The sequence below is a fragment of the Vibrio sp. V15_P4S5T153 genome (assembly GCF_963874485.1).
Lineage (GTDB): Bacteria > Pseudomonadota > Gammaproteobacteria > Enterobacterales > Vibrionaceae > Vibrio > Vibrio anguillarum.
Genome location: NZ_CAWNHR010000017.1, coordinates 590,120 through 612,936, shown reverse-complemented (window position 1 = coordinate 612,936; position 22,817 = coordinate 590,120). Strand labels below are relative to the sequence as shown.

Annotated in this window: 17 protein-coding genes; 9 read left to right on the top strand and 8 right to left on the bottom strand. The window is 36.8% G+C overall.

What is annotated here, in order from left to right; translation table 11 throughout:
- Positions 1–41: 41 nt before the first annotated feature.
- The 3 genes from AACT42_RS13535 to AACT42_RS13525 all read left to right on the top strand — a co-directional run bounded on the left by AACT42_RS13535 (position 42) and on the right by AACT42_RS13525 (position 3,896).
- Entirely contained in the window at positions 42–1,694 is a 1,653-nt protein-coding gene (locus AACT42_RS13535; protein ID WP_094131814.1) for a DNA topoisomerase, read from the top strand.
- 130 nt (positions 1,695–1,824) lie between these two features.
- Positions 1,825–2,121 carry a hypothetical protein gene (locus tag AACT42_RS13530; RefSeq protein WP_094134004.1) on the top strand — a complete coding sequence of 99 codons (297 nt, stop codon included), beginning with the start codon at positions 1,825–1,827 and terminating at the stop codon, positions 2,119–2,121.
- A 92-nt stretch (positions 2,122–2,213) separates the two neighbouring features.
- Entirely contained in the window at positions 2,214–3,896 is a 1,683-nt protein-coding gene (locus AACT42_RS13525; protein ID WP_094134005.1) for a hypothetical protein, read from the top strand.
- A 557-nt stretch (positions 3,897–4,453) separates the two neighbouring features.
- Here the strand turns inward: AACT42_RS13525 and clpX are convergent.
- From clpX to AACT42_RS13505, 4 genes are all read right to left on the bottom strand, one after another.
- A complete protein-coding gene (clpX, locus tag AACT42_RS13520) occupies positions 4,454–5,674 on the bottom strand; it encodes an ATP-dependent Clp protease ATP-binding subunit ClpX (RefSeq protein ID WP_094134006.1) in 1,221 nt (406 codons plus the stop codon).
- Positions 5,675–5,743: 69 nt separating this feature from the next.
- Positions 5,744–8,248: a DNA polymerase gene (locus AACT42_RS13515; RefSeq protein ID WP_094182869.1), complete on the bottom strand. Its 2,505-nt coding sequence runs from the start codon at positions 8,246–8,248 to the stop codon at positions 5,744–5,746.
- Positions 8,249–8,336: 88 nt separating this feature from the next.
- The gene (locus AACT42_RS13510; protein WP_141193170.1) at positions 8,337–8,798 is read right to left on the bottom strand and encodes a hypothetical protein; all 462 of its coding nucleotides are present in this window, start codon (positions 8,796–8,798) and stop codon (positions 8,337–8,339) included.
- A gap of 120 nt (positions 8,799–8,918) precedes the next feature.
- A complete protein-coding gene (locus AACT42_RS13505; RefSeq protein ID WP_021486115.1) occupies positions 8,919–9,413 on the bottom strand; it encodes a hypothetical protein in 495 nt (164 codons plus the stop codon).
- A 28-nt stretch (positions 9,414–9,441) separates the two neighbouring features.
- Between AACT42_RS13505 and AACT42_RS13500 the strand changes: the two genes are divergently transcribed.
- The 4 genes from AACT42_RS13500 to AACT42_RS13485 are packed head-to-tail and all read left to right on the top strand — an operon-like array spanning position 9,442 to position 13,916.
- Positions 9,442–10,101 carry a hypothetical protein gene (locus AACT42_RS13500; protein WP_141193169.1) on the top strand — a complete coding sequence of 220 codons (660 nt, stop codon included), beginning with the start codon at positions 9,442–9,444 and terminating at the stop codon, positions 10,099–10,101.
- 9 nt (positions 10,102–10,110) lie between these two features.
- Entirely contained in the window at positions 10,111–11,418 is a 1,308-nt protein-coding gene (locus AACT42_RS13495; RefSeq protein ID WP_094131962.1) for a hypothetical protein, read from the top strand.
- Positions 11,390–12,520 carry a hypothetical protein gene (locus AACT42_RS13490; RefSeq protein ID WP_094131961.1) on the top strand — a complete coding sequence of 377 codons (1,131 nt, stop codon included), beginning with the start codon at positions 11,390–11,392 and terminating at the stop codon, positions 12,518–12,520. The genes AACT42_RS13495 and AACT42_RS13490 overlap by 29 nt, the downstream gene beginning before the upstream one ends.
- A 4-nt stretch (positions 12,521–12,524) precedes the next feature.
- A complete protein-coding gene (locus AACT42_RS13485; RefSeq protein ID WP_094131960.1) occupies positions 12,525–13,916 on the top strand; it encodes a hypothetical protein in 1,392 nt (463 codons plus the stop codon).
- 28 nt (positions 13,917–13,944) lie between these two features.
- On the opposite strand, the gene AACT42_RS13480 is transcribed toward AACT42_RS13485, so the two are convergent.
- From AACT42_RS13480 to AACT42_RS13465, 4 genes are read right to left on the bottom strand one after another with little or no spacing between them, the layout of a single operon-like run.
- Positions 13,945–14,817 carry a hypothetical protein gene (locus AACT42_RS13480; protein WP_094131959.1) on the bottom strand — a complete coding sequence of 291 codons (873 nt, stop codon included), beginning with the start codon at positions 14,815–14,817 and terminating at the stop codon, positions 13,945–13,947.
- Positions 14,818–14,828: 11 nt separating this feature from the next.
- The gene (locus AACT42_RS13475; protein ID WP_094131958.1) at positions 14,829–16,820 is read right to left on the bottom strand and encodes an AAA family ATPase; all 1,992 of its coding nucleotides are present in this window, start codon (positions 16,818–16,820) and stop codon (positions 14,829–14,831) included.
- Positions 16,821–16,831: 11 nt separating this feature from the next.
- Positions 16,832–17,236: a hypothetical protein gene (locus AACT42_RS13470; RefSeq protein WP_141193168.1), complete on the bottom strand. Its 405-nt coding sequence runs from the start codon at positions 17,234–17,236 to the stop codon at positions 16,832–16,834.
- Between the two features lie 57 nt (positions 17,237–17,293).
- Positions 17,294–19,423, bottom strand: coding sequence for an ATP-dependent helicase (locus AACT42_RS13465; protein ID WP_176432226.1), 2,130 nt, complete (start codon positions 19,421–19,423; stop codon positions 17,294–17,296).
- A 173-nt stretch (positions 19,424–19,596) separates the two neighbouring features.
- On the opposite strand from AACT42_RS13465, the gene AACT42_RS13460 reads away from it, so the two are divergent.
- Both AACT42_RS13460 and AACT42_RS13455 read left to right on the top strand, forming a co-directional pair.
- Positions 19,597–20,043 carry a lytic transglycosylase domain-containing protein gene (locus AACT42_RS13460; RefSeq protein WP_094133750.1) on the top strand — a complete coding sequence of 149 codons (447 nt, stop codon included), beginning with the start codon at positions 19,597–19,599 and terminating at the stop codon, positions 20,041–20,043.
- Complete coding sequence (locus AACT42_RS13455) at positions 20,040–22,805, top strand: DNA topoisomerase (RefSeq protein ID WP_094133749.1); 2,766 nt, start codon at positions 20,040–20,042, stop codon at positions 22,803–22,805. Before AACT42_RS13460 ends, AACT42_RS13455 begins: the two co-directional genes overlap by 4 nt.
- Positions 22,806–22,817 lie beyond the last annotated feature (12 nt).

Below are 22,817 nucleotides of genomic sequence, written 5' to 3'. Positions count from 1 at the left end.
GTAAAGCCCCGAATGGGGCTTTTTAGTAGGAAACAATATCTATGAAAAACTTTTTAATGATCATTGAATCTGATTGGAAAGTTTATAAATTAACTCAACTTCTAAATGAGGTTGGATGCACAAACTTCAAAGTCATATCAACAAGAGGCAGGATTCGTGATTTCCCATCCAATAGGATGGGTGTAAATCTTGAAACATACGCCGCAGAAGAAGTGTATTTAGATGAGCATTTAATAAAAAAAATCCGATCTGAAAGCGGAAAATATGGAAAAACACTAATTTGTACAGATGATGACACAGAGGGAGAAAAGATAGCTTTCGATTTGGCTAAGGAAATAATAAACAGCTATCAAAGATCTATAATTAAAGATATGACTACTAATTCAGTTCTTAAAGCAATCGGTAATGGTCGAGATATAGATATGAAGATGGTTAATGAACACATATCTAAAAGAACAGTCAACAGAATTATAGGGTTCAATCTGTCAGTAACTGATATTAGAAATAGATCAGAAGTTGGCAGAGTCATTACTCCAGTGTTATCACACATAGAGAAAAACGCTCAAAAGTCTGGAATCATATATAAAAACCTTCAATCTGACGGAAAAAATGTAAAGCTAATCTTTGATTGCTTCAATATGGATAGAGATGCAATAAAGGGTATTACTGAGCAACTTTCAAACATTACCAAGATTGAATTGATCCAATCTGATGAGAATGAATTGCTTGATAGCAGCACACTTTGGAATGGTAAGCAGGCGATGATTAATATTGCCAGTTCATTGAATATGAAAGTGATAGAAGTTTTCAAACATTTACAGGATTTATACGCAGAAGGTTTAATATCATATTTTAGAACCGACTCATGTTCTGTTTCGGATGATGATGTTAGCACCCTTATCGAATTAGCAAGTGAGTTTGGGATTGTTCCTGATTCAAGAGAAAGCATTATATCTAGAGCTAAAAAAGGGAATAATAAATTATCAAAGATTGAGAGGGTTCAGCATAGTCATGGCGCTTTAATCCCCTTAAATCCAAACTTCAATCCATATGCTCCATTATCTTCTCTATCTGATAGAGATAAAGTTTATAGTTTACTAGTGAGACACACTTTGAAAGCTGTAAAAAAACCAGCAATCATAAAAGAAGCACGTTTCAAGCCTGATTTAAGCAGTATTAACAATAAAGAGTTTTTTAACATAATCTCTCAGTACAGAGATAAGGTTGATTATAAATTTATTTCAAGAACAATTAAGGGTCACGATAAGCCTGAATTTCCATACTACCCAGAAATTTTACCTAATGGTGTAAACTTAGGCATTGAGAAAATGAGTAAAGATTGCGGTTATAGGTTAATTCAAAAAGATCTAATGGTTGCATTACTGTTAGTTAGGTATGGATTGTCACGACCAAGTACTTTTGCATATCACTCTGAGAAGATATCAAAAAGATATATAAATGATGAAAACACCTTAAATGTTCATGCGAAAAGCTCATTACTTAAAGCAAGCCAGGTTGCACCTGTACTTTGTGATTTAAAAACATACCATGAACTAGACAATATCTTTGCAAATAATGAAATGACGCTTCATGAAAGGATTGCTTTATCTCTAGAAATCATAACAAAGAAAGATACAGCAGAAGGTCAAACAACAGAAAAAGTCAAATCGAGCGAAATTTCTCCATTTAGATAAAGAAGTAAAAAAACGGTTTGATTATGTCAAACCATAATGATAATCTTCTCCACAAATAATAAGTGCAGCATGACATCGATCACGTTTTGCAAAAAAATAATATAAAAAAATAAATAAATGGAAAAGAAAAATGGGTATTAAAAAGTATGTGAATCAAATTGGTGCAGGTATTGCGAGTACTAAACAATTAGCAATGCTTACTCCAGCAGTTCAAAAGATTGTTTCAGAATTTTCTCGTGACGAGATCAAAGAAGCTCTTGAAGATGACACAAAGCTGCAAACTTTTGCGGAAACTGTTTACTCAAAACTGCCTATTGGTATTAAAACTAAGCTATCAAAAGAGTGGTTTATTGAAGAAATGGTTAAGCGCAAAGATCTTCTTATGTCTAAAAAGAGCAACAAAAAGAAATTGCGTAAAAAGAAATAGTAAAATTTCTTAAATATTTTGCAAAAAATACTTGCCTCGCCTATCTTTATGTATATAATTCAGAATACAAATCGATGAGGCGAGGCAAGAAGATGAACTTATCTACCGAACAATACAAAAGCATTATCGCTAACTCCTTAGCAATAGCACAAAAACAAGGCCGCATCGGTCTTTCACTTTCTGAAATCGCTACTGAAACTAAACAGAAGCGACAATTCCTAAAGCTAGCCAGCTCTGACCTGAAAAAAGATTCAGTTATTGATCACAAATATGATGGTGGTTTGCCAGTACTTACTTTTACTGGTGATGAAGCATACCTAGAAGCTCACCCATTACCAGAAGGCTTTAGCTTTGCTGAAGGTGGTTTCCTTGCGGAAGCATCTAAATCATTGAAAGGTTCAATTGTTCAAGGTGGTTCAAAAGAACCTAAAGTTGAAGCTTCACCAGCAATCAACATTGAGAAGAACACTCAGGCTAACACCATTTCAAATGATGATAGTGATATCCTTGCTGATCTAGCAAAAAGTATGATTAGTTACATTTCTAAAAACAGAAATGATGACAACAACTATTTTCATGCTGACCCTTTCTTCAAAGATGCAAACCTTACAGGCTATACAATGGATGACCTGCTGAATGTTTGTGGGGCGTTAGCAAAAGAGGGTTATTTGAAAGAAGATGACCTCTTGAGCGAGTTACAGGATGCAAACCTATACATTGTTGAAGATAACTTTGATAATGTTGAGAAAATGAGTGATGCTGAATTACAGTCACTTATCTCTAACTACGCACCAGAACCGTCCGTGGTTACAAATCCTGTAGCTGTTAACGCTGGAAGTGCATCAGCGCCAGTATCGTCACCTAAACCTCAAACTACTGCCAAATCGACAGAAAGAGAAACTTTGTCGATAGCAAAAGCTGAAACTAAGCAACCTGTGGAAATGAGTGATTACCTCAAACCGCTATACAAACTTGATATTGCTAAAGTATCAGATTTAAATAGAAAGGAGAAACGTCAAGTTTCAGGTGCTATCATACGACAAATGTTAGCTGAGAAAGGCGATAGTATGAATAAAGCCAACCTTTTTGAGCTTACTAAGCCTGTACTTAATGTATCAATGCCTACTTTCTCTTCCTGGCTTGAAGAGCTTGTTAATGAAGGTGTTATTCAAACTACAAAAACGAAAGCTCGCCTAATGTACCTGGTTGAAGGTGAAACTTCAGATATCGGTCTTCTACAAAAAGTTGAGGATCTGAAATTACCTAAAGAAGAGCGAAAATTTAGCACTGTACTTGATTGGGAGCTTGCGACTACTAAAGAGGTGGCTCAATCAGTATCGAATGCATCAATCACTCTAGAACAACCTGTTCAAACTCAAGAGCATAAAGTAGACCCGTCAGATGCATTTGGAGACGATTTTGTTTTTGAGGCTTTCCCTAGCTCTATGAGTGAAAGCTCTAACGAAAATGAACTTACGGATGTTCAGCCAAGCGGTATTGAGCAAAAGCAAGAGCCTGTGGTTGATTCATCTGCTGTAAACGTACAGCAAGCAACTTCGACTGAGAGTTCAGTCAACATGTCTCAGCAACTAGAAGCGCTTCTTGAAGAGGTTATGGGCAGTATTGATAAGCTGAACGGCAACAATCAAGCTCAGCAAATAGGCTTAGAGGTTTCTCAAAGTATTTCTCGACTAGTGAATTATACAGTTGAGCGTGAAGAGGAATGTAAGAAGTGGCGAGATGCAACTAAGCAGTTTCTTACTCAAATCAAGTAAAGCGTAATCATACAAAAGGAGGCATAAGCCTCCTTTTTTAATGCCTGTAATCTCAATACAAATCCTTTCTCTATACCCGATCCCATTGAAATTCAGGTTGTTATAACACTAAGACCGATAACTCTATTATTCTGCTAGGATAATAAGAGCGAGGTTATGGATAATTTTGCGTTGGACACCTGTAACACCAAATGTCACATAAGAAGACATGAAAATCATGTCAGTAATACTGTCGAAAGAGATTTCTTCAATTTATGAATTGGCTCTCTTGATGATTTGAGGTAAATGCTACAGCAGTAATTTAGTTTTCTAATAGGTTAGTAGGTTAGTAGGTTAGTAAGTTAGTAGGTTAGTAGGTTAGTAGGTTAGTAGGTTAGTAAGTTAGTAGGTTAGTAGGTTAGTAGGTTAGTAGGTTAGTAGGTTAGTAGGTTAGTAGGTTAGTAGGTTAGTAGGTTAGTAGGTTAGTAGGTTAGTGGGGTAATTATCATCGAGCTAATTAGTGGTTAATTTAGCCAATAAAAAAGCCCCATTCGGGGCTTCAATCATCCAATCTAGTCTTATGCTGCTTCTTTTAACTCAACTTCTTCTTTTGGAAGAAGTTGCAGCTCGAAAACAGTTTCTTCTGAAGATGGTGACGTAAACATAATATCTTTTAGTCGCTCTTCAAGCATGTTACGAACGCCGCGAGCGCCGATCTTACGCTTTAATGCCATATCAACGAGCTGATCTAGAGCTTCATCGGAAATGACTAGCTTATTACCATCCAGCTCAAACAGCTTCATGTATTGCTTTAGAATTGCATTCTTCGGCTCTGTACATATACGAAGAAGTTCTTCTTTAGTAAGTTCGTTCAATACAGCAATTGAAGGTAGGCGACCAACAAATTCAGGGATAAGTCCGAACGAAACTAAGTCTTCATGCTCTAAGTCTGCTAGTACGTTTTTAGTCTCTTCAGCTTTATCAGCATTCTCATCTCTAAAGATGCCAATGTTTACAGAATCCGATTTTTTCTTCTCTTTTAAGATTTCTTCAATACCAGCAAATGAACCACCACAGATAAAGAGGATGTTAGATGTATCTACCTGAAGGAACTCTTGCTGTGGATTTTTACGTTTGCCCGTAGGTTGAACAGAAGCAACGGTGCCTTCAATGATCTTCAGTAAAGCTTGTTGGACACCCTCACCAGACACATCCCTTGTAATATTTGTAGATTGCGCCTTTTTAGCGATTTTATCAATTTCGTCAATGTAGACAATGCCTTTCTGCGCCTTTTCTACATCGTAATCGCAATTCATAAGAAGGCGCTGAATAATTGTCTCTGTATCATCACCGACATAGCCAGCCTCAGTCAGGGATGTTGCATCACAAATAGCGAAAGGAACACCAAGCATTTTAGCTAGTGTTTGAGCAAATAGTGTTTTACCAGTACCTGTTGGACCGATAAGTAAAACATTTGACTTATCAAGCTCGACATCGTCATTTGCTTGAGTTGCATTGATTCGCTTGTAGTGATTATAAACAGCAACAGCAAGTGTCTTTTTAGCTTCATCTTGACCAATAATGTACTGTGACAAGTAGTCAAAGATTTCTACTGGCTTTGGAGCGCTCAACATCACACTTTTAGCTTGATCGTTAGCCATGCATTCTTTTAACAGATCATATGATGTTTTTGAGCATTCACTGCAAATAAATACATTTTTGGTTGCTCCGTTTACTAAGTCACCACGCTTTTCCGAGCAGAATGAACAATGATGTTGCGCCTTTGGTTTATCAGTCATGAACTAAACTCTTTGTTAATTTGTCTTTGTATGTGATGATTTATACCAATCACCACAACAAATGTCAATCTAAACAGTCAATTCATTGGTTTTTCTTTGCTTTTTGCTTGTTTCTGGAGATATTTCTTTAACAGAACCCCAGTTTAGACCCTGCTCAGCATCGACAACCAATGGAACAGAAAGGTTAACAATTTTTTCCATTTTGTTTTTAATTAATAAATAAAAACTTTCGACTTCATCAGGGTGAACATCAAAAACTAGTTCATCATGAACTTGTAGAACAAGCTTGCTCTTCATCTGTTGAGTATCAATTAAATCGGAAACTGAACACATAGCCATCTTGATCAGCTCCGCCGCACTTCCCTGCATTGGCGCGTTAACAGCCTGTCGCAAAGCTTTATCCCTCAGGCGTTCATCATTGGAATCAGCATTTTCAATAAGGATTCTTCTACCACCAATGGTATTAACGTAACCATTTTGAATTGCAAACTCTCTTACACCATTCAAATACTTCTCAACCTGAGGATATCTAGAGAAGTAGAGTCCCATATAACGTTGAGCCTCTTGAACAGTACTGTTCAAGTCTTTGGCTAAACCATACTTTGTCATTCCATATATGAGACCAAAGTTGATAGATTTAGCGGCACGTCTTTGATCGTCCGTAACTTGAGATTCTAGAACGCTAAATACCTCAGCCGCAGTTGCTCTGTGTATGTCCTTGCCATCTTTAAACGCTTGTAACAGTTTAGGGTCTTGCGACAAATGAGCTAAAATTCTCAGTTCGATTTGAGAATAGTCCAGAGATAAGATCCTTCCATCAAAAAACCGTGAAACAAATGCAGTTTTAACGTGCTTAGCGATCACATCCTTAGATGGCAAGCCCTGTAAGTTAGGATCTATGGTACTAAGCCTGCCAGTTGCAGTTACATCTTGAGTAAATGTACACTTGATTAATGGCTCGTCTTTACTAACCCTGGTTATTATTGGTGAAACCACATTGTTTTTAATGTAACTATACTTTCTGAAGTCAAGTATTTTTCCAATAACTGTATGTTTGTTTTGCAATTGCCTTAATGCTTCTTCGTTAGTGCTTCTGTTTTTTGGTGCAGGAAGTTTGAGTTTGTCATAAAGAACTTCAGCTAATTTAGCTGGTGAATTAACATCAAACTCAGTATTCGTAATGCTTTTTATTTCAGATTCTAATACAGCAACCTTCTTAGCCAAATTGTTTAGCATAGACTGTAATAAATCATAGTTTACGACAACACCTGTATCCTCCATGCTAGCTAAGGAGAAGGCTGATGGTATTTCTATATTACGGAGGTAGCCATCGTTATTCTCACGCCTCAGCAGTCTGTGAACTTGTCTACAAGCCCTCAATGAAGCATCAGTCTTATCTGCAATGGCAGCGTAAACCTCATGAATGTTTTCACTTTTATTGATTAATCGATCTGGCTTTAAGTTGATTTTAACTAAATCAGAGATTCTTTGACCAAAAGAGGTTTTACTTTGTCTAGAATCTAGGACGTAGTAACCTAAATCAAAGTCTGAAATAATTCTGTTTTTGAACCCATAATCAAGGTTTAGCGCTTTAATTATTTCTTTTGTATTATTCGTTGCAACCACAACATCTTCATTTTTTGAAATGAAATTAAGTAGCTCTTTTAGTTCTGGACTATTAAGTCTGAAAATATATGTTTCTGATTGGTCTGGTGATATAGAAATTACTTCATTGTTTGCGCACAGATTATCTGTATAAATGTAACAAGACTTCTTCTTTCTAATGTGATGAAGCGCAGCTTCTAAATTTTCCTCTCCAACAATTGCTCTAGAGTACAAAGAACCATCAATAGTAAAACCTGACTGTAGACGGTCTGCATCAGGAAGCCAGTAGTACATCTTGTTGTTTTTGTAGCTATCATAAAGCCTTTCTGGATCTATGGCTTTTCTAGAAATTGATGATTGCATAAATGATTGTGATGAATTTCCAGTTAATAATCCAACTCGGTTTTTAAGCTCATCTTTACTAACGGAAATTGAAAAGTTTGAATAAAGCAAATCATAAAATGATTCATTTTTAGATTTTTCATTTATAAACTTTGCAATCAGACTCGGATCACTCATGCATACAGGCTCAAAACCTTGATCCATATCTCCGCAAACAGCGAGAAACTCTGGGATAAGAGATGGTGTGATGCCTAGAACGTTTCGAATTATTTGCTCATCAATAATTTGATTACTGTTAAGTGAAAATACTAAAGAACCTTCACCTAGAAACTGACAAAACGAGCGGTTATTGGTAGCAAATATGAAACTTTTATCTTTTGTAAGGTTCGCAGCAAGATCAACGGGTTTATCAGTAAAGGTTACGTTGTAACCTAAAGCTGATAAGATTGATTTAGCTTGTTGAACATCTGGACGGTTTTCTTTGCTTTTGTCAAAGAAGCATGATGTGAAGTCTGGCAAGTAATCTTTCAACAAGGTTCTTGCTGTCATTGTCAATACAGGTATGTCAAGCTTTTCACCAACGAAAAGCGAATTCCCATCAATAATTGCAGTGTTCTTAATGCTCATTTTATACTTTCTTAAAAATTAGTTTCCTCCATTATATCAAATCCCTTCTTACGGTGTAAGAGGGGATTTGGAGGTTTGATGAGCACCATTATCTTCCTAAGCAACAAGGCACTAACTTATCAAGGTTTTCCTTATCGCAATAAGGTATTCCAAAGCCAGGATCTTTGTTTAGTGGAAAGACATCTGGCTCGGAACTTGGAAAAGTAAAGTTATCTTGTAGGTTTGCTGTGTAGCAAACATTCAGAGAGCCTGGATCGTTCATATCAAGTGGTTTGTATGCAAAGTTGTTGTCAGCAATCCATCCATCAGGAACCTGCTTTAGATAAGAACCTTCAATTAAATCCTTAAATTTAAAGCCTGATCCTACTGAGTTGCCCTCTGACTTATAGACTTCCATTGCAGCAATTATTTGCGAACGTTCGTTACGCATTCTAGCGGCTTCAGCTTCAACAGTATTGCTGTTAAAGGCGTCCCCCCCATAGTAGAGTGCTGCTCCACTTACAATCGTTATTAAAGAAATAGCGATTATAGCAATAATCATATTAAACACTTTAGTATTCCTCTTTATTATTATTTATTTGTTATTAATTTATTTATTATTTTGTTTAATATTACGTCTAGAGGGGTGAATAATCAAGATAAATGTGAGCTTGATCACTAAGCGGTTTGATTAATACTCCCAATCAATGTGTTTTTTTACAGCTATTGGTTTTTCGAAGTAGTTTAGAGCATCAAATCCAAGCGCCTCACCTTTATTGTTTATTCTAACAAATCCCATTCTTTTATATCTACTAACGGCTTCAGTAAGAAGTTTTCTTTTGTAAACGCGAAGGGAAGCAGGATGTTTTTTGGGTGCCACTCCGATTTCAAAAGTTAAGTACAAACTATTCATCCCTTCAAGAATGTTCACCACATACCATCTAATATCCAAAAAAATCTCGAATAATTGATCAGGAACACCCATGATCGGTTTCCCATTATGGATTGTTACAGGAAACATATCAGAAGCGGCAGGGGAGAGAACGTAGGTATGGTCTAATTTTCCTCTAAAACCCCTCCTAAAGTTTTGAAACTCATGACTTAACTTATCAAGAAGTACAAGCTCCTGATTTTCAGGGTATAGTTCGAAAATTTTGTTTTTATTTTCTGTAGTTTTATCAAACATCTTACTTTTCTTTTTGGTTTGTTGTAATATGAAAATAAAATACAATAATAAAGAGGACAATTCAATGGTCGATAAAAACCAAGAAGGTTCAGCAATAGAAGCCCAAAAAATATTTGAAATGATTTTAAAAAGAAAAGGCATTGCTGATTACGGCTATAACGATGAAAGTCTTAAGGATTTTGAACCAGCTATAAAACTATCATTTTTCAACTCTAACGATGCGTTTTTACCAAGCTGGATGTTAAGATCGGACGAAATCTCAGTAATGATGTCTGGCAAAAGGCTCTGGGATGTTTTGTATAGAGGCAATGCGTCTGCAATGATGGGATACACAACCACCCCAATCAAGGATGGTATGGAAATTCCTGACTCGTATAAGAAGCATGATGTAGCAACATCTGATGATATACCTTTCGCTTTAAAAGTGTTGATGTGTCAATTAGCCCTCCAACAAAGATTGGTTTTAAAAGATAGAAAATTCAATGTTCAGAATGACGTTGGATTTTATCTAGCGGGAAACGGTACTGTTGAAGATGGTGAAACCATAGAATTTCCCGATGTTGACTATTCATTAGCGTATGAATGGAATAAAATATCCTTTGATTTCAATAAGCAATATAAAGTAATTAATCCTGAATTGGAAAATAATAAAGAAATTGAAGAGTTTAGTGTAGAGCTAAGCGAATAAGGTTAAAAAATGGAACAAGATTTCGACGCGATATACACTGGAAGAGCACAAACAGTCAACGTGCCGTCAGTAAACCCTTCTGAAATAATAAAGAAAAAGCGTGAAGCTCAACAGAAGGGTTCGGATTTCAAAAGCAAATCCGATGTTGTAAAACAAAGAAAATCACTGGAGATTAAGAAGAAATCTGCAAGGATTCGTGACTTTACGAATACTGTTTCGGAAATTTCTCCTTTGATTGATATTTCAGCCTTAAATTGCTCTTCGGATAATGATTTCAAAGAGTCACTATTAACGTATTACTGTTTGCAGCAGAAGATCAAGCAACATGTTTTTGAGAACATGGGGATAACTGCGTACACACCTGAGATAAAGTCATCTGGATTTAATCTTGGACACAATATTTCTAAGCTGATTAGCTCTGGTGCCTTAAATAACTTTGAAGAAGAAAAAGTTAATCTAATTATTGATATGATTACTGAACTTAATAAGTCCAGTAATTCAGTTAGAGAACTATATGAACAGAATGTTATTACATCCGATACGCTCGTGAACATAAAATGCTCAATTTTTCCATATGCAATCAAGATAGAAAGCATTTTGGATCAGATGGGATTCTATGGTGATAAGAAACTTGTTCATGTTAAGTGGTTCCACAATATGTCTCTTACTTTAGCAAAAGACATTGCATTCAATTGGGATAAATATAGCGGCTTCCGTGAAAGAGAAGTCTTGTTTGAGAATATGCTCAAATATTGCTGTGAAATATCAATGGATACATGGCTGGAACAAATTCTGGAGTCTCTAGATTCTGATTTCGTACATATAACCGAAACTAACTTGATTGATCATCTTCCTAAATTCAGGGCTGCAACTAGAAAGTTTACAATGGGATATGAGTCCCATCACAAATACAATTTTGAATGGCTTGAAAATGAATTTTCATCGTATGTTTATGCCTTGCTTTCTGACAAAAGAATTTCACACTTCAATAATAAACAGAACGGAATTTATATTGGAAAGCTTGTGAAACTGGTAGATGAAACACTTGAAAAGTCTTGGGTTTCATGGTCAGAAGAAATGATTGAAATGGTTCAAAATATGTCTCAACAAGACAGAAAGGAATGGTTTCAGGGAGAGGGTAGTAAGCCTATGAAAACAATTGGAATTAAAGAGGATTTAATTTCATTCATAGATGAGGATATCCATAATCATTTAGAGCTGTTTACTGATCAGTCCGACCTTGAGCAGCGCTCAAAAACTAGACTGGCAATTTTATGGGGTATGAGTAATGCGATTTGTAAGAAAAAGAGTAGCTAGTGTTGCTTTAGCTGTTGGGCTTGTATGTTCAGGGAATGCTTTAGCATTCCCAACAATCGATTATCCTGAAATTCCTCCTAGCGTTTTAGAGAATATTCGCAAGGTTAAGCAGCATGGTGAGTTGATTGCTAATTATACCACTTGGATTGACCAGAATGTAAATACGTACTTAATGAGGATTGAATCCACATTAGGTATTAGCTTTATGAAAAACAATAAAACATTAAAGCTAAATGAAAGCCTCCATAATCTCAAAGTGCAAGAGCAAAGCCAGCCATTGACAAATGTTTGTGCGATCATCGCTAAAAGACCAACAGCTACAAGTAATACTGGGAACGCTCAGAAAACTGCTAATGAAGCAGATAATTACGCTTATAATTCAGTGGCATCTTACTCTTTGAATACCAAAGATAGAAGTGCTTCAGATCGTAAGGTGAAAATAATTTCATCTGATTCTGAGCGAAATATTAACACCCAGGCTGGAAGGGTAGCGGAGTTTAATAGTAAAATAGTAAATAACTATAAAGAATTAAAGCCTGGATTTTCTGATATCGAGCTTTCAGATTCTGATCGTATTGAAGCATTGCAAGCACAAATAGAAGCACCAATGTCTACGCAAGGTGACTATATGATGAATCCAAATGCCTTTTTAAATTATTCACAAAAAGAAGAAGAGGTAATGAAGGATTTCGTTAACTTGGTTATTCCACCTTATGTTAATCCTAACGCGTATGCAAAAGCTGGTGATGATGATGAGTTAATAAAAGACCTTTCTCAACAAGTTAAGCGATCTGCATTGCACTCGGTTCTTTCTAATAATGTTGCAGAAAGAATACCAAACGATGAAGGTGTCTCTAAACTTGCGTTACTAAATGAAACTGATAAGTACTACTGGAAAGGTGAAGATTCATCTGGTGGTGTTGAGGATACATTTGTAACCAGATTGAATACTGAGGTTCTAACCATGACTTCAACACCAATCATGAGAGAGCAGGCTCTGATGATGGCTACAAGAATTCAATATGCTATAGATGAGTATAAGCAAAATCTAGAAAAAGAATACATGCTGGCAAATGAAATTATAGAAAAAATCAACGGGTAATAAAATGAGCAAGAATAAAGGTTCAGATATTGCGAAAATTCTCCACGAAAGAATAAACAAATTCATTTCAGGTGAATTTCGAGAAGAGTTAAGAGAAATAATTTATCAAGAAAATCAATCTGATAAGATGAAAAGTCAGATGGAAAATCTTGATAAGGTATATGCCGAAATGGGCATTGAGAAAGAACCTGAAGAGGGTGCGTACACATATGATGATGTAGATAACGACTTATGTAAGCGAATAAAACCTTGGATGGAAGGGTTCGAAAGATGGTTCCCTGAAGATTACATCCAAGCTTTTGATATCTACTTTAATAATACTAACACTTGGGATGCAATCAACACTTATGGCAATAATATTAGTCATACACGTCATGTAAACCAACTAAGAACTGTTGGTAAAGAGTTTAGCCCATTAGAAGCTGAATTTTCAGCAGAAAATTTATTAAAAATTTTCCACGAATATGGTTTTGATATCGCAGAACTAGACCACAAAAACAACGTTATATTGAAAGATTTAATTGATTACAAACTAGAACATGGAATGTTATCGCTAGAAGATTTAAAAGAGGTTGCAGCTATGCCTGAGTATAAAGATAAAGTAGACCCAGAAGAAATCCAAAAATTAGAAGAGCAGCAAGAGGCATTGAAAGCTGATGATACTGATATAGGTTTAGAGTCTGAAGCTAATGATAAGGTTTCTAATAAGCCTGAAGATGAACCTGAATCAGATAATAAAGATGGTAAAATCAATCGCTCAACTAATGATAACCCATACTCGAAGGGGGCTAAAAGCCCAAGGCAGTCTGTTGAGCAAGGTGGCATGTCTACACCTGACAATGACAAAGCTGATGCCATCCCTTCAGGTTTGCAACAGCAAGCGGCACCTCAGCGACAGTCTGGTGGACAACCAATATACGATCCTTTATATGGTGTAACGAAAGGTGTTTCAGGGATTTTTAGAGGTGCTAAAGACATTACGATGAGTGCGTTTGGAGCTTATGCTGCAAGAGGTAAACAAGCCCCAAGCTTAGCTGAAATTGGTCATGAAATGACTTCTATTGCAGGCTCTCTATCTAGCCTTAGTGAGCAGGATCGTCTTAAAGCATATTCTAAGCTCGATGAGAAAACAGCAGCTTTCAATGAGATTGCTAATTATAAAAGCCAAAAAGCCAATAATTCTCATGTTAAGAAAGACCTTGATGAGGGCATGGAGCTATTCAAGCAAACTAAGCAACAGGTTGATGATTTTAAGAAATCAAATGAAGGTAGTCTAAGCGATGAAGAAAAGTCTCGTTTAGAAAAAATGCAGGAAAAACTTGCTGAAATCCAGAAAGCGATTTCTGAAATGCTTGAAAAGTTCTGCCAGAAAGTTAGTAGTATGTTAACTCGATAAAAAAGGAGCCGAGAGGCTCCTTTTTAGATTAAGCAACTTCCAAACTTAATTGCTCAATTATTGACTTACTTTTATCGCTAATATCGGCAGAAGCTATATAGGAATCAATAACTTCAGATAGATTGGTTTCGGCAACTTCTGATTGTGATGCAATCATCAAGTTTTTGGCAAATTGATCTTTATTCTCTGCAATATTTGTTACTGGCACAAAGTTTTCTTCGAATACTACTTCCTGGTGTGGAACTTCAATTTTCGTTAAACCATCATCAGGAGTCCAAACTAGAAAGGATGGAGTAGAGTCTTTTGGCGTTTCTCGCACAATGGAATTGCAAACAGATTTTCTTTCGTTTGGGCTGGACACTGAATCCCATGTACCAAAAACTATCGCATCTGCGCTACAAAGCTCCATATCAATCTCATTGTACTTGTTGCTTAGCACAACTGACTTGCCAGAAATTGCAAACGCATCATCTACAGGAATGTTTGTGAATCCGTTCGGAAGTTGATCGTTGTAGTAAATCTTCAAGTTGTGAATATCTTCCTCATCTTCAACCTTAAAATCTTCTATTACAGTGTCGCTCCCAATGATATTGAACAAACCAATCTTTTTCAGCATGGAAATGGAGTTACACTCTGATCCGTTCTTCTGATAAACAATTGGATTGCATTCAGAGAATAAATCTAAGAACATTTCTAAAGCTTCATATTCGAAATTCTTCCTAAATACATTTCCAAATAGAACAATCTTCAACTCATTTTCATCTGCATAATTAATAGCATATGAAAGCTTTTCTTTTAACGTTTGGGTGAAGCTATCATCTAAGCGCCCCTTTGGAGCGCTTTTTTCTGCACATAAGTTGATGTTGTTTAAAAACATTAGACCTTTAAATACACACTGCATAAAATCCCCACTTAGTGCTTATGAATTGTTTGATTACAAAGAGGGCAGAAGCCTGTACTTTCCAAAAGAACTTGTTTTTGTCTTTTAGCGTTGTTCAGGTTAGCTTCTTCAGTTTTTAAGTTTTGACCGTGTGTTCTAATTTCACTTCGAACAGTGTTAATCTCAGAGATTAAAGACATAATATCATTAACGTTCTGAACTTTCGGAGTTAGATTGAACTCTTTAGGAAGTTTAGATAGCAAAGTGATAGTAGACTTACAATCTTCAATGCCGCTAATGATTTCCTGAAGCTCTGAAATTGGCTTCACATCAGGCTTAGGAAGCTCAACACCCTCAATCGACTTCAATGTTCGAATAGTGTGGTTAAGCGTGGTCATTTCATTGATTAAAGATTCAAGCTCAGTAGTTTCTACAACCTCAGGAACAGCAACTTTCATATCTTTCAAATTGCTGATCTCAGTCATTACAGACTGAATCTTTTCCATTTCGAATACAATCTGAGACAATTCCTTTGTGTCATAATATTCCACAGATTCTACTTTCATAGACTGAACTGCTGAAACCGCTTCAATAAAGCTTTGTTCGGCTTCCATCTGTTTGATGAGGTCAGTTAGTCCTTTCTCAGATTCTGAGTTTTTCTTGATAGTGCTAATGGCTTCATCTAGTTCTTCCAGGTCAGCGTGAGATTTTTCCATCTCTCTCAGGGCTAGAAGTTTAGAGTCTAGCTTTGCTAGTGACTGTTTACTGCTTAGGTGATTCCTGCGATGCATGTCCACCAATTCATGATGGCGCGAAATCATCTTTTGAATTCTTTTGGAATTATCATCCAAGTTGAGCATTTCTGCTTTTTTATGCTCTGAAACACTCTTGTCGAGAATGAATGAGGCATCATGCTGATCACTAATGTGAATGTTCACATCATTGACTAAAGGCATGAACAAAACTTCATCCAACCATTCAGGAACTTTTTCACCGCTCGTAGAGCGATTAATCTCTTCCGCATTTTCATCAAACAATTGATAAAGGGTTTTCTTTTTACCCTTTAACGAATATTTAAAGCTAAGTGTATAGTCTTCTTCAAGACCCAGTTCAACTTGTGAAAAGTCCATATTATCGCGAACTTGATTGTCGCGACCTTTATTGAGCATTACCGCTTCAATAGCTTGAACAATAGCTGTTTTACCAACATCGTTGTCACCAACGATGTAGTTTACAAATGGTGATAGCTCTAAGTGCGTGTTTTCATGCTGCTTGAAGTTGGTCAGGCGTAAATGCTTAATGCCAATGTTTTCGTGCAAAGCACTTTCTTCACTTCCATCAAGACCTTGAACTTTGATATTTTCGTGGTCGATATCTGAAAGCACTTCACTTACAATTTTTCCGCCCTTGCGCTTTAGATGATGAATTCTACCTTTACCCATGAAGAGTTCTGGTTCTTTATGAGTGATGTAGATTACCTGTACACCAAGCATGGTAGAAAGTGAGTAGAGCATCGAAGCGAACGATTCTGCGTATCTTGGGCTAACTGCTGCATCAGCTTCATCTAAAACCAAGAATCGACGGTTTGTAGTTCGGCACAAGCAAATGAATCGAAGACCAATAGCAATCAGGTTTTCGATACTACCACCTTTATCAAGGTAAACATCACGAAGCTTGCCTGAAACGGTTTGAACCTCAATTGATAGTGTAGGTCTGCCGCGCTTGTAGCTGTTATTTAATACAACTCGGTCACACTCATCATTGTGAGGCATAATTTCTTTGATTTGAGTTGTAAGAAGATTCTCATACAACTCTTTTGATGTGGCTTGTGTTTGTGAGTAAATGCCAGCCAGTGCTTGTGCTACTTCATCCTTATTTGCAAGGTATTCACTTGCCTCGTCTGAAGCAACCATTAGCTGAGACTTCTCAACGACAAGAGCCTGTTGATATCCTGACAGCTTGACTAAGCTGTTTGAAATATCAGTTCTGTAATTATCTAACTGCTGGACAGATACACTATTCATATTTACACCTATCACTGACCAATTTTTTGTTCAATGTTTCTGATGTTTTCTCGAATATTGACTGCCTGTTGGTATGCCTGTGGAATCACCTGCTGATTATGAGCTTGATTATTCGCAAGACGCTCTTTCAGCTCTTTTAATGATTGAACTCCATACTTTTCTTTTGCGATTTGAGTAAGTTGTTTCATTCGCTTTTCTGATTCGCTTAGTCGGGTTTGAAGTTCAATTAACTTATTAGAAGAGGCTAATTCAATTTGTTGAATCTCACGGAATTGCTCAAGAAGTTGAGTATCACTTAATGAAGTGCCCTGTTCTTGGTTTACTAGATCGTTATGCTCTTGGTGATGAGTATGTCCATTATCTTGTTGACCGATGTTTTGATCATGCTGAGTAAATTGTGATGCTTGAGTCATCATTTAATTCCTATATAAAAAATATTTATTAAGTTAATAATACATAAAAAACGTTAAAAGTCAACTCATGCTTGGAGAGTTATCTTGCGATTTTTTAAGGGCAATTCTATGGATTTTAGTGCCAGTGACTTTCTCAATTTCTTTAACAAATCTACTTGTATTAGTTTCAATTGTTGAGTTATCGAAAGTTTTTCTGTATTTAGCATAAGAGATAGTAAGTTTCTTTTTAGCTCTTGTGATTCCAACATAAGCAAGTCTTCTGGCTTCTTCAACATCTTCATAGCTCGGCTCGTCTGTCTTACCAATCATGCTCTCTTCATCAAATCCGATCATATAGACGTTATCAAATTCTAGACCTTTGCTTGCATGTAGAGTCATGAGCTTGATTTTTGAGTCTCTTTCACGATCTAACTCTGGGTTTTTATCAACCATAAAAATTAAGTCATCAATAATATCATCCATAGAGAAGCCCTGGTCTAGATTTTTATGGATTCGATCAATTATAAATTTAACATCTTGTATGTGAGCCTCTAGTTCTGCTGACTCAACCTTTTTCTTATTCTTTCCATCTTTAGGCTTTAAGTAAGCATCCCATACTTTAGCAAGCACATCAGTAATAAATTTTGGTGAATCTTTGTATTTAACAGCTTTTCTTAATTCTTCAGAAATCTCTAGAAGAGGTTGAATTTTTTGAGCATAAACTTTGTATCTCGCGCCACTTTTTGTTGATTTTGAAGTCAGTTTATCCTGGCTTTTAATTTTTAAAAACTCATGAACGTTAACGCCATCAGAAGCCATTGATTTCTTCGCCGCATCAAGTGATACACCTAGTGTAGATGCGTTAATTAGTCTCATGCCAGCCATGCTATCGTATGGGTGGAATATGAATCGGATAAGGGCAATTGCATCCTTCACATGCTTCTTCTGATAAAAACTAACGTCACCAATGATTTCATATGGAATATCACTAGTAACTAAGAACTTTTCAAGTTCTCTTTTTGTATTCCTATTTCTATAAAGAACAGCAATTTCTTTTCCTTCAATTCCTGCAACCAAGTCTCTCTTAATTGCTCCTGCGATGGACTCTGCTTCATGCGTTTCATTGTAAAACTCTACAATTGAAGACATGTTAGACTTTCTTGCGGCTGCTACTGCTGGCTCTTCAACAACCTGTCTTTTGTTAATCATAATGCCTGAAGACAGTCTCTGATCCATAGCTGTAGCACAAGCATTGGCGAAATTAATAATGCTTGGGTAGGATCGGTAGTTATTATTGATATCAATAGTTACAGTGTCTTTGTAACGCTTTTTGAAACCTAAAATAATGCTAATATCAGCACCACGGAAAGCGTAGATACTTTGTTTTTCATCACCAACAGTACAGATATTATTGTGGTGTTGAGCGATTGAATCCATGATGTTTTGTTGTACACGGTTTGTATCCTGATACTCATCTAGCATTAAGTACTTGAATTGTTCAGAAAGAGCCTTAGAAATATACTCATCTTCTTGAAGCATCTTATCTGCATGTAGCAAGATATCATCGAAGTCTACACCATTGTGATCGCGACATAGATCATTGTATTTTTTCCATACGGTAGCAGTGATACGAGCTAATTCTTCATTTTCAGAACCTATCACATTAGTCGCAATATAATCTTTAAGATCTAGCGCATTGGCACGAGCAAGACTCATTTCCTTCTGCATATCTTTCCAAGTCCATTCATTATCTTTAATGAATTCCTTATCAAGATCTGGAAGCTCAGAAATTGCTTGCTTAAGTAGGCTAGCTGCATCAGCATCATCAAGGATAGTTAGTTCTTCCGCATTAATTCCAACTCTCTTCAGATAACTGCTTTCAGGAAACTTTGTCAGAATTTCTTTAAAAATGATGCCGTGGAATGTGCCTGCACAGATGTACTCAGCATTGGCTCCAATTTCTGGCATTTCTTCAAGACGCTGTTTGATCTCTTTGGCTGCTTTTGAGGTGAAAGTAACAACCATAATGTTTTTAGGAGATATGCCTTTTACAAGCATGGTTGCACATCTGTGAATCAGAGTCTTAGTTTTTCCCGCTCCAGCACTAGCAATGATCATAACGGGACCCTCAGTGGTAACGGCAGCTAAATACTGCTGTTCATTGAGTTCCCTGTTGATTTTTTTGATGATTTTATCTAGATCATTATCCATTTTAAGTTCATTCATCTTATTAAAAAAATTAGTTATTTTTAAACATTATACAATATCTTAAGGGACTAGGAAACAGTAAGATTTTGCCTTGACTAATTTAAAAGCTAGATAAAAAATGTCTTTTGGATTAAAATCCAGAATTAATATGAATTTAAAATAAAAAGACTAGTGAAATGTTTGAGTTACCACCAAACCTTCCGCCTGTAAAGCCAGTTAGTGAAAGTGTTATTGAGCAGTGTGTTTCATACTCATCACAATACTTCAGAATAAATTCAAATGTAATAAAGGCAATAATACTGGTCGAGGGTGGAAAATCAGGAACAATGTCCAGAAATAGTAATGGTACTTACGATATGGGTGTGATGCAGATCAATACCATTCACCTGCCTGACATCCAAAGGAAGTACCCAACTGTCACATGGCGAGATATTGCTTATGACCCATGTGTAAACATAGGAATTGGAACCTGGATACTAAGCAAGCGATTAAAAGAAACTAATGATTATTGGGTTGGTGTTGGTAATTACCATAGTAAAACCCCTAGGTATAGAAATAGATACTTAAAGAAAATTTATAAAGCCTACAATGGTTTATTAAAAAGAAAAGGCAAATTAAAATGAAAATAATTATTTCTGAAAAATCCAGTGTTACCAAGGAGCTTGGTAAGGCTATGGGTTGGGTTCAGAGTGGTGCCATGATTAAGGGTAAGTTCGAAGGTGAAGATGTTATTGTAATATCTGCGGCTGGACACCTGATGGGACTTAAAGACCCTCAAGAAGTTCACCCTCATATGAGCTGGGATGATCCTGTATCACTTGTCCCACTACCAACTGACTACACCTTAGTACCTATCAAAGACAGACCTGGTTCAAAATCACACTTGCAGCCAAAAGCAAGACTTAAAGTTTTCAAAGATGTTTACGAGAAAAACAAAAGAAACGTCACTGAGATTATTATTGCAACCGACTCGGATAGAGAAGGTGAGGCAATCGGATGGGAAATAATCAACCATCTGGGTTGGAAAGGTCGGATAAGAAGAGCTTGGTTTGCCGCTGGAGTTGATGAAAAATCACTTAAAGAGGCGATGGAAAACCTAAGAGACCCTGATGTTACAAAATCTTGGTGGAGAGCTTCCGAAGCTCGAAATTGTTCAGACTATGGTTACATTAACTTAACTATGGGTTATACATTCTATGCTGGTTACGGCAAGTTTGGTCGTGAACTTTCTCAGGGTAAAGGCTCAGAAGGTGTGATGTCAGTTGGTCGTGTTCAAACCCCTGCGCTTGGCATGATCGTTAAACGTGAACTTGAAATTAAAAACTTTATTGCTAGAGACCATTTCAAAGTATCTGCGAATTTTGATGCATTAGGCTCTGAGTTGTTCGCTGATTACCTGCCTTACGTTACAGAAGATGTAATTGCCAACAATCAGGATGGTATTTACTGGCAGCCATCAAAAGTCGTACCAAAAGAGGGTGAGGATGCACCACTGGACACACCTCTATTCGTTGATGAAGCGAAAGTTAACGCCTTTATGGGTAGACTTAAACAATTTGCATCACAAGCGATAATTACAGGTTATAAGGAAGGATCATCCAGCCAATCACCAGATAAAACTTATGCTCTATCTGGCGCTCAGAGCGCAATTGTTGGCGCGTGTGGTATTTCTGCACAAACAGCTCAGTCGATTCTTGAAGATTTGTATTTAAAAGGTTATTTGTCTTATGCTCGCACCTCTAAAGCTGAAATACCAATAAACTACCATCATCCTCAGCGTAGAAACGAAATGCTTCAGGCTACAATGCAAATTCCTGAGCTTTCAAAGCAAGCAAAAGAGGTTGCTGATATCCACAATGGCAAACATCCAAATTACAAGCCATTCACACCTAAAACTTACTCCAAAAAAGATATGGAGCACCACGGGATAGTTCCTACTACAAAAGTAATGACTAAAAGCGACTTTGATACGCTTAAGCCTGATGGTAAAGGTTACACAACCGAACATATGCAGAAAGCCTATGTAATTGTTTGTAAGAGATACATCCAAGCACTGTATCCACCTGCACAGTATGCAACTCAAGAGATTGAAGTCACTGTACCTTGCGAAGATCTACTTAAAAGGGATGTTTCAGTATTTAGGGCGCGAGGAAAACGCGTAATCGATCTTGGTTGGAAAGCAGCATTTGGTGGAAGCACTAAAGAGTCTGTACTTCCTAAGCTTGAAAAGGGTGATTCAACACCATTACTTGAGGCATTCAAAAAAGCGGCAACAACTAAGCCACCAGAAAGATACAAAGAAGAGGACTTTCCAGATGCTATGGCTAACCTTGCTAGGTATGAGTCAGACCCAGAGCTTAGAAGGGCATTAGCAAAAAGTGAAGGTATCGGTACTCCTGCTACACGCGCTTCAATTATTGAAATCATCAAAAAGAGAAAATATGTTGAAGTCAAAAAAGGCGTTTTCTATGCCGCACAAAAAGGCATGGATTTAATTGAGGCCGTGCCTGAGTTCTTGCGCAACGCTTCATTTACTGCTAAGTGGGAAGACTATCTAATCAAGCTTTGTACACTTCGTGATGATAATAAAGCTGTTCAGATGAGAGATGCGTTCATCAAAAAACAAAGGGACGCTGTTGAGTTTCTGTTAAACGACATGATTCAAAAATATCAGAACAACTTAGGTCAAAAAATAGCGAAAGCTCCTAAAGAAGTGTCACCAAACATGATTAAAGCTATTAAGACCATCTGTAAAGTGAAGGGGCTTAATCCACCAGCAAACGCAAGTTCTGATCCTGTTGTGGCTATGACATTTATTACAGAGCATCAAGATGTACTAAGAGTGCCTTCACAAGCACAGCTCAACTTAATAGAGAGAATTAAAGCTGAGATCCCAGAAGCTGTAATTCCTGAGAATTATGTTGAAGACAAAAAAGTGTGTAGTGAAATCATTGAAAAGTACAAAGATCAGTTATTCAGTAAACCTACTCCTGGCATGGTGAAGTACATGAATGACCTTGCTTCTAAATGCACTGTAGAATTCCAAATGCCAGAAAATGCTGAAACTAGCGCTGAAGTTTGTTCTGCAACCATTGAAACATTGAAAAAATTAACTTCTAAACCTGTTACTGAAGGTCAGTTGAAGTTTATCGACCAAATTGCAGAAGTCGCTTCAGAGAAGCAGCAGCCAACAGAAGATGATAGGAAGTATGCGTACTGCGCTTCTCAATATATTGAAAAATACAAAAATCTTCTTAATGCTAAAGGCAGCAAATCTGGCTCAGGCTCAAAAGGAAGAGGTCGTGGTAAAGCTGGAACTGGCGGTGCTAAATCTGGTGCAGGAACTGCTAGAAAGGCTCCAAGAGGAAAGAAAACCTCAGCATAAAAAAATCAGGGT

What these genes read in the sequence shown, in the direction of transcription:
- AACT42_RS13500 (WP_141193169.1), top strand. Translation starts at nt 9,442, where the DNA reads ATGAAAATAAAATACAATAATAAAGAGGACAATTCAATGGTCGATAAA.
- AACT42_RS13530 (WP_094134004.1), top strand. Translation starts at nt 1,825, where the DNA reads ATGGGTATTAAAAAGTATGTGAATCAAATTGGTGCAGGTATTGCGAGT.
- clpX (WP_094134006.1), bottom strand. Translation starts at nt 5,674, where the DNA reads ATGACTGATAAACCAAAGGCGCAACATCATTGTTCATTCTGCTCGGAA.
- AACT42_RS13455 (WP_094133749.1), top strand. Translation starts at nt 20,040, where the DNA reads ATGAAAATAATTATTTCTGAAAAATCCAGTGTTACCAAGGAGCTTGGT.
- AACT42_RS13490 (WP_094131961.1), top strand. Translation starts at nt 11,390, where the DNA reads ATGCGATTTGTAAGAAAAAGAGTAGCTAGTGTTGCTTTAGCTGTTGGG.
- AACT42_RS13480 (WP_094131959.1), bottom strand. Translation starts at nt 14,817, where the DNA reads ATGCAGTGTGTATTTAAAGGTCTAATGTTTTTAAACAACATCAACTTA.
- AACT42_RS13470 (WP_141193168.1), bottom strand. Translation starts at nt 17,236, where the DNA reads ATGATGACTCAAGCATCACAATTTACTCAGCATGATCAAAACATCGGT.
- AACT42_RS13475 (WP_094131958.1), bottom strand. Translation starts at nt 16,820, where the DNA reads ATGAATAGTGTATCTGTCCAGCAGTTAGATAATTACAGAACTGATATT.
- AACT42_RS13460 (WP_094133750.1), top strand. Translation starts at nt 19,597, where the DNA reads ATGTTTGAGTTACCACCAAACCTTCCGCCTGTAAAGCCAGTTAGTGAA.
- AACT42_RS13465 (WP_176432226.1), bottom strand. Translation starts at nt 19,423, where the DNA reads ATGGATAATGATCTAGATAAAATCATCAAAAAAATCAACAGGGAACTC.
- AACT42_RS13505 (WP_021486115.1), bottom strand. Translation starts at nt 9,413, where the DNA reads ATGTTTGATAAAACTACAGAAAATAAAAACAAAATTTTCGAACTATAC.
- AACT42_RS13535 (WP_094131814.1), top strand. Translation starts at nt 42, where the DNA reads ATGAAAAACTTTTTAATGATCATTGAATCTGATTGGAAAGTTTATAAA.
- AACT42_RS13525 (WP_094134005.1), top strand. Translation starts at nt 2,214, where the DNA reads ATGAACTTATCTACCGAACAATACAAAAGCATTATCGCTAACTCCTTA.
- AACT42_RS13485 (WP_094131960.1), top strand. Translation starts at nt 12,525, where the DNA reads ATGAGCAAGAATAAAGGTTCAGATATTGCGAAAATTCTCCACGAAAGA.
- AACT42_RS13515 (WP_094182869.1), bottom strand. Translation starts at nt 8,248, where the DNA reads ATGAGCATTAAGAACACTGCAATTATTGATGGGAATTCGCTTTTCGTT.
- AACT42_RS13495 (WP_094131962.1), top strand. Translation starts at nt 10,111, where the DNA reads ATGGAACAAGATTTCGACGCGATATACACTGGAAGAGCACAAACAGTC.